Here is a 15,734-nt window from a genome sequence, read left to right as displayed (position 1 = left end):
CCGGAATCTGACAAGTTCAGAAAAACAGACTCACCTGTCGGATTTGGCAGGCTGTCTGTTAACCAGGAATAACTCAGGAAACCATCTTCAGGACCTGCGAAAAGCTCGACTCCGTGTGGTTGACATCCCTCTTCACTATCCGTGTAAAAATCGAAATGAGGTTTTCTTTTTAGCATCATCGCAACCGATTCGCTCAGGCAACCATATTCTTTCACTTTCAATTGAACTTGACCAATTGGTTCTTCAAGAAGGACTGTAATTGAATCGTTTCCTGCACCCAGTTGCCGGGCGCCATCAAATTCCCAATAGCAGAAGGAAGAATCGATGCTGTGTGCATAATGAATCTGTGCTGAATCATCGTAACAAAAACCGGGATCGGCAACAATGGAAGCCGTTGGAGTAGGAAACACTTGAATCATGCTATCGAGTGTAAACCCGTTTTGGCATCGGGTAACCGGATTGGTAATCGTTAAACTTACGCCATAATGACCGGTTGTTCCAAAATGTTTCGTAGCATTCTGACTGTCCTCTATTTCTCCATCGCTGAATTCCCAATGAAAATCAACCTGATCATCAGTCAGCAGCGTACTGGTAAAATTCACCGTTAATTCATCACAACCTCTCAAGTGATCGGCTTCCATGGTGAAATTGGGCTTGGCACCCAACGGCAGGGTGGTTGTGTCGCTCCAGCAGCCGTTATCGTCAATGACCAGACTGATATAAGGCGGTTCAGCCAAAAAAGCCCCAACCGAAACGTTGTATTGCTGCCACCCCAAAGTATCAACAAACTGACATCCATCCAGATCCCAGTAGAAAGTAGCGCTTTCCGTAGCTTGGCCGTCAAACAACAGCTTTTTACTGTAGCCTTCGCATTTGGCATCGTCTTCAAATCGGAACAAGGATTCTGGCTGTGGATGGAATCTAAGCTGAAAAGTATCTGCGACCTCACATCCGTCCGTGGTTTTTAGCTGGTAATAAATTTCATAGTCGCCGTATTCCGAAGCGTTCAGCTGTACGGATTTGAGTTGTTCCTCTGAAAAAGCTAATCGCATCGGTTGGTTGGTTGTCCAAGTAAAACTGCCTTCGTAATTCCACAAAGCTTCGGGCGCACCGGTAATGGAAACGGAGAGCGGGCTGTTCAAATCCCCACACACCAAGCCATCGCCGCTAACATCCACCTCAGGCACCTGAAAAACCACCAAGTTCATTGTGTCAGCCGCTTGACATCCGTACTTATCGAAAACAGTGAGCTGATATTCTCCGGTTTGACTCACGTCAAACATTTGCTGTGAAGAAAGGGTGTCGCCCGATTCATTTTGCCACAGGTATGTTTCAAAACCATCGGTCCCGTCCAAGGTAATGGCGTAGGGGAAACATCCTTCATCGTGGTCAACTCCCAAATCAACTTCAGGATGACTTACGAAAATGACGATGGAATCTTCCAGTTCGCAACCGTCAATGGTGGTTGTTTTAACCGTGTACTTTCCACCTTCATTCACCGTTAATCTTTGTGTTGTTTCGCCGGTATTCCATGTATAGGAGTCAAAATATGGCCCGGCATCAAGCGTTCGGGATTCGCCGTAACACAGCAAAAGCGTGTCTCCCTGAAAATCGATACTTTCGCCCAAATCAAGCACAAGATCCAGATTAAAACCAACGCCATAGCCATATGACTCAACGCCACCAAAACCATACACATAGGCCAGAAAACCGCGGTCCTCGTTGGTATTCCAAAGTCGGTATGTTCCCGGAGAAAGTGAAATCTGTGCCCAGGAGTAATTGCTGTTTTCAAAGGGTTTAAACTGGCTTTGAACACTTGTGCCATTAAATCGAATATTCCCGGTTTCCTCGGTCAGCGTAATCACATTGACATAGTATTTCTGGATTTGATCGGAATCGTAAGCTACAAAAGTCACATCGTTCTTCGACTGGGTGGTTGAACTTAACACGATCATAAACGGGTCGCCGTTTCCTCCGGTAAAGTCTTTGTCCACCGATTGTGATTGGCTGTACTGCACAACCAAAATGGGCTTTTCTGCATAGATCCGTTTTGGCTGGTTATGATAAAGGATAATGTCCTCGAACTGCCCACGATCTAAGTTTATGGGGGCAAAACCATCGATATAAACAACCGTTCCGTCCTGTGCCGCCATGATTCGGTAAAGGTCTTGCTCACGCGATTTCAAGGGTACGGCGTAATATTCGCGGCCCCACGAATGAATCGGTGGAATTTGCTCATACAAGTGATCCCAGGCCGATGTTCCCGCTTCCACAGGTACCGTAGTTGCCAATGATCCGGAATAGAAGGCCACCGGCTTATCCGACAACACATAACTACCAGTCAGATCACCCTGCCCTGGCAGGTTTTTAAAATTCATTGATTGAACCTGGTAAACTTCTCCCTTGTTTAACGTGATTTCAATGGTATCTCCGGCATTGACCAGCTTGTCGGTGACTTTTGACGGCACGATGAGTACCTTGGTTTCATCTTCCGCAGCAACAATCAAAAACTCACTGTTTCTGCCATTGCCATAATCTCCGTTGCTATTTTCGTGGATGTTGGGCTCGTAGCAAATGGCAAAATACTCCGTTCCCAGTGATGCCGTTGGATAAATCACAGCGACATCGGCCGAATTCGCGTCCCAGTTCAGTGCGTAAACATTAACCGGTTTTTTGGAGACCAAATGAATCCCTTTATCCTGGATGGCTTCTGAGCCGGTCGCTTCTACCAACTCCCATGGAATTGGGACACGCTCGCTTTGATTGGCCTGAACTGTAAACTCCCCAAAAAGTGTTTCGCCGTTACCTGTAAAAACCTGGAAACTGGTCGTCTCGCGTGCGGTTACGGTAATATCAACAAAATGCTTGTTGTGGTAATTCCGGCTTTCCATAAACCCAAACCAAAAGTCGGTACCCTCGGTCGATTTGCGGCACAAATCAGTTTGTCCCATTGAAAAACTGACATACAGAATCAAAAAAACGGAGTAGATGTATTTTTTCACGGATCGAATCTATAATCGCCTAAAACTAATCATTATAACGAAACATCCGCACAAAATTTTATCCCTCAATCATCATCAATTTTCCCCGGCTGATTTCGCACTGAAATAACGTCGAAATAAGACCTTCTTCAGGTCGCGGAAGATAATCTGATGGGCGATCACCTCCACCTGATTGTAACGCGGAAAATCGGCTTGTGTGCGGCCTATGTCGCGGTCCGAAATGTCAACCTGGTATAAAATGGACATCAGCAGGTCGGAATTATGGATCAGCAAGGAATCAATCTGCTCCACCAATTGCTGGTGCAGCTCGTGGTATGCATCATCAATGTGTCCCGAAAAATGAATTTCCACCCCAAACATGCCGAAGTCCTTCATGATTTGGGCAATCGTGTCGAGAATGATGTCTTCGCGGTTCAAAAAAACATCGACATTGGTGTGGGTAATGTTGGGCAGATCCATTTTTGCGTTTTTCGAAGGTGAAAGGTAGGAATTTTCAATGAAGATCGCCAAGTATGGGTTGGTATCCATGCTTTGTAGCATGCGCCGATCTGCCGCATACTTGAATTTTATCAAAATGAGCATCCTCCGAAAATCTCACCTTGCAAAATTCAAGCAAAGTTTGAAGTTCCCTGGATAGACGCATTTATATTTTAGAAAAACGAACAGATTCCTAAATTGTGCGTTTGTTTTTTGACCAATCTGTGTAATTTTCTAAAGAATACATTTGTGTTTTTTATAGATTTTTAGGCTTTCCTAAAATGTACGTCTTGTGATTTTAGGACAAAGTTGAAATTCTTTAAAAAAGTTTGTCGTTTGGTTCATAAAATCAAACAACTCAACTTATGACGAGCTTGGGATACCCTCCCATTCGCCCGCAAATGGTCTACTCGGGCGTGGCCGAAGACGTTTCCCAAAAGGCCTCGCTCTTTCAGAAGTACTTCTTGAGAATAAACCCAGCGGCAACAGTTGTAGGGATTTATTTGCCAACCTGATTCGCAAACACGGGAAACAACCGGCAAAACAATAGGCCTTGATGCCGGGAGTCGACCAACGACAGTTCGATGGCGGCATCCGGTGAATATCTGGCATCAGCTCGCTCGACTGGATAATCGAATATTTGCGTCTGGCGGCCTGCGATTTACTTGAGCATACGAAACTACCGTTTAAAGAGATCGACAGACTCCAGAGCTTTTCATCGAGCAGTTTTTCGCAATTCGTTCAGGCTTACCAGCACATGGAACCGTACCGATATCGCAGCCTTAAACAGAAAAACCGGACCCGGGGATATCACTTTCACTAAGTTTTCGGGAAGAACTGATGATATCATCGTTTTTAAAACGCCAGTTTCAGGAACAGAATGGGCATAAGCGGCATGGCGTCAGTATAAATTCTGACTGTTCCCAGTTCTTCACTGATTCTCACGTTGGTCAGGTAACCCCTGACAACATTGCGGGTGTCGAGCAGGTTGAGCACCGACAGGCCTGTTTCGCCACGCAACAACTTCCAGTTAAACCGATAGGTTACCGCCGCATCCAAACGCTTGTAGTGAATGGGGGATTCTGCCTGCTTTTGCAGGATATACAAGCCCGAACCGTAAACATAGTTAGCCGAAATATAGAACTGTTTAAGATTGAAAAGACCAGCCAATTTCAACTCATGCCGCTGATCGTGCGGAGCAGGTTGGTAGCCGCCCAAATCCTCCTTACTGTACGCCAGGCGCTCACGGGTTTCGCTCAGGGTATAAGCACCCCAAACGGCATGTTTGCCAAAATCCTTTTTCAAGTAGCAGTCAAGCCCGTAAGCCTTGGAATCGCCCCGATACAAATAATAGTCTTCCGTTGGCTCACCCGCTACAACACGGTTCTCCAGCATGTAACGCGACAAATGATCGGTGGTTTTGTAGTAGCCCTCCACACTCATTGTAAAATCCTGCTTCGAAAAGTTCAAGCCTGCACTCCAATGTTGCGCATTCAAAATCCCGGATTGTTCATCGCCGGTGGTCCACAGGAAGGTGTAATTTTCATCGCGATCAACATAAGCTGTTTTGTAGATGAACTGGTTATAAATCCCCCACGAACTGTTGATCTTCACGCTTTCTCCAAGTTCATAGCTCAAGTTAAAACGGGGCTCTGCCAGCAGCCTGTTTTTCACCCTATTCAGCCGGAACCCGGTTCGCAAAGTCAGCCGCCCCATCAAGGGTAGATTGTCTTGCAGAAACAGGAAAAAGCGATGATTTTTAAAATAGGCATGCGAATCGCCAAGCTGCTCGTCCTCGTACAAATTACTGTTTTCGATAAACCCTTGATTCGCAAAAAAACCGCCACCAAACTCCAACTGGTGGCCTCCTGCAATGGTCATGCTGTTCTCAAGGCGAACGGAACTTTCCTGCGCTTCATTTTCAATTTCAACCCAATCGCGGTTATACACCTCCCCGTCTTCCAGGTTGTCCGCCTCAATTAAATCGATAATACTCTGCCGAAAACTGGAATGCGCCAAAATCAGTTGCGAACGATCACCATTCCTCCAGGTCTTGCTATAAAACAAGGAGGTTCCCAACTGTCTGTTTTCCTCATGGCTCGAAAACAATACCTCTAATGAAGTTTCTTCCTCCTCCTCTTCTTCTTCATCGTAATGCGTTTCTACCAGTCGGTTGGCCGTACTCAGACTAAAATCATCGCCACCATAATAAGCGCTTATTGCCAACTGGTCATTATTCGCCAGGTTGGCGGTGTATTTCACATTGAAATCACGAAACTGGTACCGATCGGGAAACACGCTGATACTCGCTCGTTCCCCTTCTTCATAGGTCTGCCCGGCGTCTTCTTGCTTGCCATGTATTTTCAATCCAAACAAATTGAAATCATTATGGCTGTACGGATTGTAGTACGTTTGACGGTAAGCCAGAATAAGCGAGGAGTGATCGGCAACGGGCAGTTCTGCCATGGCATTCAAGGTCATGGGGTTGATGTTGAACTGAAACCCAGGCTTTTTTCGATGGCCATTCTTGCCAAAAATATTCACCAGACCGCCCACCCGATTTCCGTAACGGGCTTCGTATCCTCCTTTATAAACTTCAATATTTTTTACAATGAAGGGGTTAATGAGACTAATGTTGGTATTAAACTCTTTCAGACCAAATAAGGTAAATTCATCGAAGGTAATCTGGCTTTGGCCCTCATAGCTGCCCCAAAGGTACAAATCCACGGTCTGTTCGTTCGAAGCCTGGATGCCGGGCATCAGTTTCAACAAGTTGAAAACCGAGTTGTCGCCTTGCCCCGCCAGAAACCGCGAGATGCTGTGATTCAACTTCATATTTCCCGCCTTCTCACCAATGACTGCCGCTTTCTCAATCAAATTGTTCTCCACCGTCACTTCGGGCAAATTCTTAAACGACGGCACCAGCTCAATTTGCTGGTTGGTGCCCGGTGCAAGCACGGTATCCAGTACATAATAGCCCAAATGCGAAACCTGCAGCCGAACCAGGCTATCTTCGGTGGTGTAGTTGAACGAACCGATACCGTCGGCAAAGAGCTGCTGCTGATTAATCAGCAACGCCGAGAAGGCCAGCGGTTCTCCACTCCCCGCCTCCACAATTTGCCCGGAGATGCTCCGTCTTTGCGGTGCTGCAACAGCTTGCTTCTTATTTGGAATGATGATCAGAACCTGGTTCGATTTCTTTAAATGAAAGGGCAAACCCTGGAGAAGTGCTTTCAAGGCGTCTTCCTGGTTTCGAAATGTTTGGGAAAGAGTGACTTTGTAAGCTGCCATTTCTCCGGCATTATACGAAAGCAAAAAGCCATACTGATCGCGAAGATGCAATAATACTTCCTGGAGAGGCTGGTTTTGAGCCTTAACAACAATGGGACGGCCTTGCGCCCATGCGGCAGAACTACAGAATAAAAAAAGAAGTCCGATTACAAATGTGCGTATCATTCATTCGTCTGAGTTATGAAATACAAGTTAGGTGATTTCCTGATGTATTTCAACCCAACGGCAGGACAAACATAACCCAAAATATCCTCCACGTTCTGCTCTTTTGTGAAATTACCGGTGTAGAATACTTCGGAAGTCGTGTCAGTTTGGATGGTCACACCATACTGACGTTCAATTTCCTCAAAAACCGCTTGAATTGGCGTGGAGGTAAATACAAAAACATGATCGCGCCATGATATTTCAGGAAAAGTCTCGATGTTTTGCCGGAGTTCTATTTCGCCATCGGGCTGAACAACAGCCTGACCGCCTGCCTGCAAAACCACTTGTTTGTTTTGCTTCGAACTCACCCGGACGCTTCCGCTCAAGCAGGTAACCCGGTAACGGTCGCCCCGTGCCAGAATATTAAAAGAAGTTCCCAGCACTTGCGTCTTCCCTTGCGAAGAGCGGACAACAAACTTTTGGCCTTTTTGAACATCGAAAAAAGCTTCCCCTTCTAAGGTTACAATCCGCTTAAAGCGCCACCAATAGGGGTAATAGCTCAGGGTGGAGCCAGCATTCAACTCTACAGTGGAGCCATCGGGCAGGTCAGCCAATTGATGTGTTCCGACTGAAACCTCAACGGTGGTGGAATAAAAACGCAGGAATGATCCCAAGGCTACAATCAGCAGAAAGCTGGCCGCCATGGCTCCCATGCGCATGCTCAGGCGAAACGAACGGGCCGAAGACTGCCAACGAATTTGCTCATCCAGCTCGGCCAACACTTCGGCCTCACTTTTCTTCCAGCGAAAGGTTCCCCCGGCGAAAAAAGCTTGGCTTTGCCTGTCAATTGCATCCAATCCGGTGTGTTGCTTGTCATCTTTCACCTGTCAATTTTTAAATCTACGGAATAAACAACTGGTCAAAATCAGTAAAACAATGTGCGAAACTTTGTCTCTTAGCTGCTGCTTGAGGTGTTCGAGCGCCTGGCTCATGCGTTTTTCAATGGCTTTAACACTCAGCCCCAACTGATCGGCGATTTCACGGTATTTCAATTCATCGATCCGGTTCATCAAAAACACCACCCGCTGCTTTTCCGGCATACTTTTTAAAGCTTCTTCATAGGCCTTTTTCAATTCCTTGTAATTCAACTGATCTTCTGGTGTGAGACTGGTTTCGCGGGGAACAAACGTATTGAAAAAGTTAAAGGCCCGTTTCTCTTTATGATACCTCGTAATGTAAAGGTCAGTGGCCATTTTGAGAAGCAAGCCCTTCACCGTCGCCAGCTTAATATCGTCTCGCTTTTCCCACAGCCGCAGAAAAGTATCCTGAGCAATATCGGTTGCCAGCTCCTCATCGCCCGAGCGGTAAAACACGTATCTTCTGACTTCTTCGAAATACGTTTGAAATAGAAAATTGAAATCTTGTCTGGTCAACGGCCGAATATTTTCACTTTGCAATCAAAGATAAATGAAAATACTTCGATTCGTCACACACACCATTTTTTTCAACCCAACTGATTAGAACTTCTTTTAAATCATCCCTCTGTATTTTATCCTGATCAAAAGCCGATCACCCTACCTTATTCAAAAACATATTTCAATCCAAACGATACAATGTTCGCCTTCAGACCATCGCTGCGGTCGTAATGACCAAAGCGCAGGTTGACAGTCTTCAGCCCCAATCGCAGGAACTTTGGGGTCGAGAATATGTTCGTATAGCTCAGTCCAATCCCCCACTGATTACTTTGGAACTCCGCTAAATCATAATCCGACGTGTAAAACTGCTCGGTGGAAACATGCGTTTCGAAAGGAGCAAAGTAAGTGGCCGCCGTTTGCTCATAATAGCGGTAAGTGGGTGTTAGCGTGAATTTGGGCGATAAGCTAACGGGCAACTCCACGCTTCCGGTATGCGCGGTAATTCCCCAGTCGTCAGTGTAATAACGATAGTAAGTGCGTAGCTTGAACGTTCCGCTCAGGTAATAATTGATCCGGGCGCCAAAAGGTATTTTCAAGCGGGTTTCGGGCAATCGCTCGACCTCATCAGCGAGGCGGAAAACACCTGTGTTTTCGCGGGTCGCATAAACAGGAATGTCGCTGGCCGTGCCAATGTAGTAATTCGGCCGATCGGCAAAATAGATCCGGTGATAGGGCGTGGACAGTCGCCCCTCCTGATAGATCAGATCGACAAAAAAAGAGGCCTGCAAACGCTCGCTGACGATTTGCGAAAAACCCAGCGAAGCCGAATAGGAATTCCGCTTTTTCGAGTCCCATTCCGAAAACAGGTCTGGCAAATAGGCCGTTGTCGGGTTTCCTTGTTCGTTGATCACCGTCATCCCCTCAAAATAGCCTGAATTCTGAAAGTTGCTCCCATACCGGCTGTATTCGTGTAACTCCGTCGGGTAAATGGGCTTCCAAGCATCCAGATACACCTGCGTTTTTAAACTCAGCTCGGTATTTTTCTCTGCAAAAAGCCGGGCTACACTCCCGCCAAAGCCCAGCGAATGATAATCGTACTCTTTCGATGCTGATCCGTGGAGGCCCAAAATCCAGTTGCGGTCGTCGGAGCTATGGCTATAGTCGATACTAACACTGGCCAGTACATCGGATTGCGATGCTCCTGACGAAGCCAGCCAGGGTGTTCCAGTCGTTGGTTCCGACGAACCTGGCTGGAAATCATCCTCGTCATCGCCCTCGTGATCATCTTCGTCTTCCTCATCATCTCCACGAGCTGAAGCTCCGGAGCTGTTAAACGGGTTGATATTACTGGAAGATGCCGAGGTGTAGGCCGACAATCCGACATCGATTGTCAAAACATCATCGTCATTTAAAGGAAGGGTCACCACAATGGTCGGCGTGAAGTTATCCAAAGATTCGTCGCCAATACCACCTCCAACAGACGAATGATCACCATTTTGCTGGTAATAGCTCATCAAAATTTCGATCTCCGGCGATTCCAGTACCCGTTTTTTGTATGTATTCTGATTGGTTGATTGAGCTTTCCCGAAATGAAAAAGGAGCAACAGGAAAAATAAAAGCAGTATTCTTTTCATAGCTGATCAATTACATCCACATCCTCCGCCCGACTTTCCGCCATTGGCACCTGCCGCTGCTTCGCGATACACCTGAAAATTCAACTCGAACCGCTGGTCGGCGGCTGCACTCAACTTCATATTCGGGTCGTTGATATACACTTTTTCGTACTCCTTCACAGCCACGCACGAACTCAGCGCAACCACGGCAAAGCCAATTAGCAACAATCGATTCAGCCTATTTCTGCCATCCGGCAATTTCCATTTCATGCTCATTTCGCTCTATATTTTTCGAATCGTAAACTTTCCCCTGGTCATCGACCACAATGCATTCAATGCCCTTTAGCTGGTCAATCAGGTTGATTCCTGCCTCGATGCCCATCACAAAAACTGAAGTAGCCAGCGCATCGGCCAGTTCGGCGCGAGGCGCAAAAATGCTTACACTCGCCAATCCGGATGACGGGTAGCCGGTTCGGGGATCAATTATGTGGGCATAGCGCTTGCCATTCAACACCACAAACTTTTCATAGTCACCCGAAGTAACCACCGCACTGTTTTGAATTGGAAACCAGCCAAAGACTTTATTTTTATTCAACGGGTTGGTAATGCCGACCATCCAGGGTGTGCCGTCGTGCTTTTCACCCCAGCAGTTCAGATCGCCCGAAGCATTGATCATTCCGCCAGCTACGCCGGCTTCCATCAGCAGTGCTTTCGCCCGATCGGCCGAATACCCTTTTCCGATAGCGCCAAAGCCGATTTTCATCCCCGGCAATTGCAGAAAAATGGTTTGCTCAGCTTTATCAAGCACGACGTTTTCATAGCCTACTTTGGCAACCGATTGACGGATTGTTTCTTCGTCCGGCATTTGTTGCAGGCTTCCGTCGAAAACCCAGATGCGATCCATGGCAGCATACGAAATATCAAACGCGCCATCCGTTATTTTCGAGATTTGCAACGCCCGCTCAACAAGCCCAAAAAGCTCCGCATCAACTTTCACCGGGCCGATGCCGGCATTCCGGTTAATTTGTGAGGTTTGCGAGTCGGGATCCCAGGAGGAGATACTCTTTTCAATCCGGCTAATCTCTTCCACTGCCAAATCGATATACCGATCGCCTTCGTCCTGGCTGCCAGCAACCACCGAAATCTCGTAGCGCGAGCCCATCAGCTTCAGGGTGCGCATAAAGGTTTCCTGCGAATGTACAGGCAAGCAAAGGCCCGCTAAAAAGATGATTGAAATGAATCGTGTCATGGCCTAATTTTCTAATTCAACCAGTTGTTTGATGTACTCTGACGGAGAGACATTTTTGTAGCCCGTTTGTCCAAGCACTTCTCCTTCGTTGTTCAATACAAGCACCAGCGGGAAAAAGCCATTGGGATTGTATTTTTCGGCGAGTTGCTCATTGTGTGCCTGCTGTTCCTCGCTCAGCCTGTTTTTCTTTTGTTTCAGAAAGTCAGCCCGCAACAACACAAAATGATCGTCCGAAAATGTTTTAAACTCCTCCGAATTCCAGATCGATTTCTCCAGTTTCATACACGGAACACACCAGTCGGAACCGGAAAAAACCAATAAAATATTCTGATTTGTTTCTGTAGCTTTTGATTTCGCCTCATCCAGCTTGGTTAGCCATTCCTGCGCAAATACTGAAGGGACAAGCACTACCCAAAGCACGATCAGCATGCCAATTTTTTTACTCATAGTACCTATTTTTTAAAATGAAAGCTTCCGGTAAAAGCCCGACTTTTCAACTGTTCTTTGGTTATATCCTGAGCAAACACCGTTTACCCTACTTTTTTTTTGCGAATGGGGATCCTCAAGCTGAATCACTTCAAATTTTTGTGGGAGAGAAAAGGGTATCCTGAAAAGATTGAATAATAACTTCCGTAGTTTTCAACTACAGCTATTGTCGTTATGCCCGAGGTTTTGTGGTCCATAAGCAGCTTGCTTCTGAATTTATACACAAGAACATCAATTGATCACTCAAGCTTGCATGATGTCACCTTCATTCCTGATGATCCCGGTAAGTCTCTACCAATTCATCCACATGATTGGTTATGATTGCCGAAAGTTCGGCTGGAAACTCCACCCGGGCTCGACTGCCGGTATTTAGAATCCATAGGGCAAAGCCCTGCAAATCGTTGTTCGAAAACTGCATGCGCACCCAATCGCCTTGCTCTTCTTCGCTTAAAAAACCGAACCAATACCTGGCCTCATCCAGGTGTTTCGCCCTGTTTTTGGGAATTAGGAGCGAAATGTTGACTTCGGAAGTGATGATTGCATTTTGCGCCATGTATTCACCAATACTCAAATGTTGCTTTCCTTTGAAGGTCTCGTCGGTGAGTTGTAAATCAGCCATGCGGTCGAGCCTGAAATCGCGGTAGTCCTGCCGCAGCCGGCACCAGGCAAACAAATGCCAGCGCGACGAGTAATTGCACAGGCCAATGGGTTCAACCACCCGCCAGCTGGCTTCTTCGGCGTATTTCGATTCATACCTGATGCGCAAAACCTGTTGATGAACCAAGGCTTGCTGTATTTCATTCAGGTAGAGCCGGCTGAAACGTTCGCCCATTGAATGGTAATTGTACACCGCTATCCGGTCGTGAAGCTTCTCAAGGTAATCTTTTTCCGATGGCTTCAAGATGGCCTTCACCTTATAAAGCGCCGAACAAAAATCCGCCTTAATCTTCTCATCGCTCATCTTCTCAATCAGCTTTTCGCCAAACAGCAGGGCCGAAGCCTCATCATTGGTAAACATGACTGGTGGTAAATGATAGTTTTCCTGTAAAAAGTAACCGATTCCGGCTTCGGCGCCAATCGGAATGCCGGCCTCTTCCAGGGCGCGGATATCGCGGTAAACGGTCCGCACACTGATGCCGAAACGGTCGGCAATTTCCTGTGCCTTAACAACCCGCTTGCTTTGCAGTTGAATCAGAATAGCATTGAGTCGGTCGGTGCGGTTCATGTATGAATAGCTATTTAAATATGAAGGAGGTGATTGGTGTGCAAAATAGTGAAATTTTCGCACAGCCTCTTGATCCCGACATTGGAATTCTCCTGGTCGCACAGTTTAGTGATGCCGGAACCGGCATAAGGTTGTTCCCCGTTTTCGATGCCGTTCGAGCTGAAGAAGAAGCCCGAAATCGCCGGATGGAAATCGTCCGGGCGATTTCGGCTTTTTTTTCTGCTCCTTACTGGATCATTACCTGAACTTCAGTCACGTTAACCTCTTCGTTCTCCATGTCGAAATGATGATAGATCTCCCGGCACAGGCCAGTAGGGACAATCCCTTTCCGGCTTATTTCGCCGAACATCCGGCAGTAGGTATCGCCCAGCTTAGCCCAGCTTCCCTTGTGGATGTCGGAAATGCAAGCTCCTTCGGGCAATACGCCAAACCGGAACTTACCAGCATTGCCGCTGGCTTGATTTACCGGCAGACAGATATCCAGCTTGAAGACGGTTTCGGGCCTTCCATCGGCACCTTCGTATTGCCAGATCTGGGGCCCGGTAATTTCTAGCCCGAGCTCCTGGGCTTTGACGACGATGTCATTCGGAACTTCTCCAAAATCATTCATCATGGTTGCCAGAGTGGTCTCCAGCGAATACATCAGAACGGGTGTTTTTTCCAGATTCTTTTTTTCCATGGCATTTGAGGATTGATTTTTTACGACAAGAGAACCTAAAAGTAAAATGCTAAAAATGGACGCTTGCTGTTTCATGATCATTGAATTTATAATTGTTTCGGTGACAAAGGAAATGACAGCTAGTGACAACAGTATGTCAGTAGGTCAAAAAAAGTGACACTGGTTTAAAACCATCCTCCAAAAGTCTCTAAACACTGCTATTTTGGGCGGATAGAGGTGGTCACGTGCATGGACTTTCAGAAGGAATTGCCGGATCAATTTAAATTTTTGTGGAGAAAAGTTTGATCAACAAATCGAATCATCATTTGAAGCGCTTCTTTTGATTAAATATCCTATTTTTCTTCCTTAAACCTAAGTAGCCCCTCAATTGGAGGGGTCGTTTTCGGCTTCGCCCCGCTCTTCTGCCAGCCGTTTTTGATACAGGGTTCTCAATTCATCTGTCGGATGCTTGCAAAGAAAAACCTGGCTGCCGTTCTCCCGAAAATACGGATTCCGAATGGTGTATTTCAACTGAACTTCTTCAAAATGCCGGGTTAAAAAGATCTCCGGATCAATTCTTCCACTCACACTGGAGTGCACCCAGATAACATATTCGACATCCAATTTGTCAGGCGACCAAAACATAAAACTGTCGTTAAGCGAGGCAGGTTGCGGAATCCCTTGCTTCTTTCCATAAAACATTACCGCGCCCGCCTGTCCGTAGTTATCACAGAAAATAAAACAATTGTTTTGCCTGGTTTCATCCAGTTCACCGTAAACCGCACCAACGGCCTCACCTAACTGTTTCCAGCCGGTCATGTCGGCCATATCCTGAGACAAATCATGGTATTCACCATCTTCCCAACGGTAGGCATCCTTTTTCAAAGCTTGCTCATAGGTGACAAACGGAATGCCATCGAAGGACAAGGAGGCATACAGCACAAGCAACATGGCAGCCACTAAAAAGCCAGCTACCGGCAATAAAAAACGCCGGATATACTTCTCTGTATGGAAAGCACCAAACACAAACAGCAGGGGATAAATTCCCAGCGAATAGTAGGACTTTCCACTTCCCATAAGCAAGAGTAAAAGGATCAGGATAAAGGTCAGCCCAAACAGCCGGAAGTTCTTTTCCTGATCAACAAACAACAAGACTACGACCGCTAAAATCCAAATGAAAATAGCGTGCGAATTCATCAGCAACTGATCTAACAGAAAGTCGATACGATTGACATGCACCAATTGACTTTCCCGCAACTGCGTCATGTGGTGTATCACCGGCCAATGATGCTGGGCTTGCCAGATGAGATTAGGCAGAATAATGACCAGCGCCAGCCCTGCAGCCATTAAAAACTGTCGCGTCCAAATCAGGCGCCGATGTATTGAAAGCAGTAAAGCCAACCCAAAAGCCGCGTAAAGAAACACGATGGAATATTTATTCAGAAAACCCAAACCGAAAACCAGGCCTATCCAAAGCCATTGTCTCGGGTCGCCGCGGTTCACCATCTTCAGCATTAGAAAAGTAGCAAGCAACCAAAAAAAATGATTGAAACTAACGGGTTGAAAAAGCGTGTTGGCATGTAAATATGCCGGTGATAAAATGTACGCCAAGCCGGCCAAAGCAATGGCAATTTTCTTGCCGCCAAGCTCCTTCACCGCGACCCCAATGATCACGACATTGATTGCTCCGACGACCATGGGGAAAAAGCGCAAGGCAAAAGTCGTGTTGCCGAAAATGGCAGTTGCCAGCTTGCCAACAACCGCGATAAAAGGCGGAACCGAGAAATATCCCCAGGCCAGGTGTTCGCTTTGAGCATAATACAAATAGGCGTCGCGGTGCAATTCGAAGTTCGAAAACGTGACCAGGTGAATGGCAAATTTCATCATGGCCAATAATCCAATCAGTTGCCATCCCGAAGAAAGACTGTCAACTGTTGGTCGAAATTTTATTTTTGTGAGTTTGCTTTGCATGGCTGACTATTTTCAGAAGCACATTACAAAGATCTAAAATTGGGCCCTCTCAGGAGACCTTTTTTCGACAAACAGTCTTCTATTCCTCTACGAAACGATTGATGATCTCTTTCAAGCCTGCTGGGGTTACAGAATCCTAACGTGTCCATTGATGTTTTTTATCAACCCGCCCGTTTTCCTAAGATATACATCTTTTGATTTTA

The 15,734-nt window shown here is 46.5% G+C and carries 14 protein-coding genes; 2 read left to right on the top strand and 12 right to left on the bottom strand.

Going from position 1 to position 15,734, the window contains the following annotated elements; all coding sequences use genetic code 11:
* Together AAC033_RS15385 and AAC033_RS15380 are read right to left on the bottom strand one after the other, a co-directional pair.
* A partial coding sequence (locus AAC033_RS15385) for a PKD domain-containing protein (RefSeq protein ID WP_339739694.1) occupies window positions 1-3,002 on the bottom strand: 3,002 nt, incomplete at its 3' end.
* A 75-nt stretch (window positions 3,003-3,077) separates the two neighbouring features.
* Complete coding sequence (locus AAC033_RS15380) at window positions 3,078-3,584, bottom strand: hypothetical protein (protein ID WP_339739692.1); 507 nt, start codon at window positions 3,582-3,584, stop codon at window positions 3,078-3,080.
* A 260-nt stretch (window positions 3,585-3,844) separates the two neighbouring features.
* On the opposite strand from AAC033_RS15380, the gene AAC033_RS15375 reads away from it, so the two are divergent.
* The gene (locus AAC033_RS15375) at window positions 3,845-3,994 is read left to right on the top strand and encodes a hypothetical protein (RefSeq protein WP_339739690.1); all 150 of its coding nucleotides are present in this window, start codon (window positions 3,845-3,847) and stop codon (window positions 3,992-3,994) included.
* 340 nt (window positions 3,995-4,334) lie between these two features.
* On the opposite strand, the gene AAC033_RS15370 is transcribed toward AAC033_RS15375, so the two are convergent.
* From AAC033_RS15370 to AAC033_RS15335, 8 genes are all read right to left on the bottom strand, one after another.
* Complete coding sequence (locus tag AAC033_RS15370) at window positions 4,335-6,935, bottom strand: TonB-dependent receptor plug domain-containing protein (protein WP_339739688.1); 2,601 nt, start codon at window positions 6,933-6,935, stop codon at window positions 4,335-4,337.
* Entirely contained in the window at window positions 6,932-7,798 is an 867-nt protein-coding gene (locus tag AAC033_RS15365; RefSeq protein ID WP_339739686.1) for a FecR domain-containing protein, read from the bottom strand. The genes AAC033_RS15370 and AAC033_RS15365 overlap by 4 nt, the downstream gene beginning before the upstream one ends.
* A 3-nt stretch (window positions 7,799-7,801) precedes the next feature.
* On the bottom strand, window positions 7,802-8,347 hold the full coding sequence (locus AAC033_RS15360) for a sigma-70 family RNA polymerase sigma factor (RefSeq protein ID WP_339739685.1): 546 nt from the start codon (window positions 8,345-8,347) through the stop codon (window positions 7,802-7,804).
* 146 nt (window positions 8,348-8,493) lie between these two features.
* Entirely contained in the window at window positions 8,494-9,963 is a 1,470-nt protein-coding gene (locus AAC033_RS15355) for a DUF3570 domain-containing protein (RefSeq protein ID WP_339739684.1), read from the bottom strand.
* Between the two features lie 6 nt (window positions 9,964-9,969).
* Entirely contained in the window at window positions 9,970-10,212 is a 243-nt protein-coding gene (locus AAC033_RS15350; RefSeq protein WP_339739683.1) for a DUF4266 domain-containing protein, read from the bottom strand.
* Window positions 10,181-11,191 (bottom strand): FAD:protein FMN transferase, encoded by a 1,011-nt coding sequence (locus AAC033_RS15345; protein WP_339739682.1) that lies wholly within the window; start codon window positions 11,189-11,191, stop codon window positions 10,181-10,183. Before AAC033_RS15345 ends, AAC033_RS15350 begins: the two co-directional genes overlap by 32 nt.
* A 3-nt stretch (window positions 11,192-11,194) precedes the next feature.
* Window positions 11,195-11,638, bottom strand: a complete 444-nt coding sequence (locus tag AAC033_RS15340; protein ID WP_339739681.1) for a thioredoxin family protein — start codon at window positions 11,636-11,638, stop codon at window positions 11,195-11,197.
* 304 nt (window positions 11,639-11,942) lie between these two features.
* Entirely contained in the window at window positions 11,943-12,902 is a 960-nt protein-coding gene (locus AAC033_RS15335) for a YafY family protein (protein WP_339739679.1), read from the bottom strand.
* A 2-nt stretch (window positions 12,903-12,904) separates the two neighbouring features.
* Between AAC033_RS15335 and AAC033_RS15330 the strand changes: the two genes are divergently transcribed.
* The gene (locus AAC033_RS15330; protein ID WP_339739677.1) at window positions 12,905-13,147 is read left to right on the top strand and encodes a hypothetical protein; all 243 of its coding nucleotides are present in this window, start codon (window positions 12,905-12,907) and stop codon (window positions 13,145-13,147) included.
* On the opposite strand, the gene AAC033_RS15325 is transcribed toward AAC033_RS15330, so the two are convergent.
* Both AAC033_RS15325 and AAC033_RS15320 read right to left on the bottom strand, forming a co-directional pair.
* Window positions 13,129-13,581: a GyrI-like domain-containing protein gene (locus AAC033_RS15325; RefSeq protein WP_339739675.1), complete on the bottom strand. Its 453-nt coding sequence runs from the start codon at window positions 13,579-13,581 to the stop codon at window positions 13,129-13,131. The genes AAC033_RS15330 and AAC033_RS15325 overlap by 19 nt on opposite strands.
* A 363-nt stretch (window positions 13,582-13,944) precedes the next feature.
* A complete protein-coding gene (locus AAC033_RS15320) occupies window positions 13,945-15,531 on the bottom strand; it encodes a glycosyltransferase family 39 protein (protein ID WP_339739673.1) in 1,587 nt (528 codons plus the stop codon).
* Between the last annotated feature and the right edge of the window lie 203 nt (window positions 15,532-15,734).

The sequence above is a fragment of the uncultured Sunxiuqinia sp. genome (assembly GCF_963974515.1).
GTDB lineage: Bacteria > Bacteroidota > Bacteroidia > Bacteroidales > Prolixibacteraceae > Sunxiuqinia.
Note: the sequence above shows the minus strand (reverse complement) of the source record. Positions and strands in the feature narration are given on the sequence as shown.

What these genes read in the sequence shown, in the direction of transcription:
- AAC033_RS15380 (WP_339739692.1), bottom strand. Translation starts at nt 3,584, where the DNA reads ATGCTCATTTTGATAAAATTCAAGTATGCGGCAGATCGGCGCATGCTA.
- AAC033_RS15375 (WP_339739690.1), top strand. Translation starts at nt 3,845, where the DNA reads ATGACGAGCTTGGGATACCCTCCCATTCGCCCGCAAATGGTCTACTCG.
- AAC033_RS15370 (WP_339739688.1), bottom strand. Translation starts at nt 6,935, where the DNA reads ATGATACGCACATTTGTAATCGGACTTCTTTTTTTATTCTGTAGTTCT.
- AAC033_RS15355 (WP_339739684.1), bottom strand. Translation starts at nt 9,963, where the DNA reads ATGAAAAGAATACTGCTTTTATTTTTCCTGTTGCTCCTTTTTCATTTC.
- AAC033_RS15350 (WP_339739683.1), bottom strand. Translation starts at nt 10,212, where the DNA reads ATGAAATGGAAATTGCCGGATGGCAGAAATAGGCTGAATCGATTGTTG.
- AAC033_RS15345 (WP_339739682.1), bottom strand. Translation starts at nt 11,191, where the DNA reads ATGACACGATTCATTTCAATCATCTTTTTAGCGGGCCTTTGCTTGCCT.
- AAC033_RS15340 (WP_339739681.1), bottom strand. Translation starts at nt 11,638, where the DNA reads ATGAGTAAAAAAATTGGCATGCTGATCGTGCTTTGGGTAGTGCTTGTC.
- AAC033_RS15335 (WP_339739679.1), bottom strand. Translation starts at nt 12,902, where the DNA reads ATGAACCGCACCGACCGACTCAATGCTATTCTGATTCAACTGCAAAGC.
- AAC033_RS15330 (WP_339739677.1), top strand. Translation starts at nt 12,905, where the DNA reads ATGAATAGCTATTTAAATATGAAGGAGGTGATTGGTGTGCAAAATAGT.
- AAC033_RS15325 (WP_339739675.1), bottom strand. Translation starts at nt 13,581, where the DNA reads ATGGAAAAAAAGAATCTGGAAAAAACACCCGTTCTGATGTATTCGCTG.
- AAC033_RS15320 (WP_339739673.1), bottom strand. Translation starts at nt 15,531, where the DNA reads ATGCAAAGCAAACTCACAAAAATAAAATTTCGACCAACAGTTGACAGT.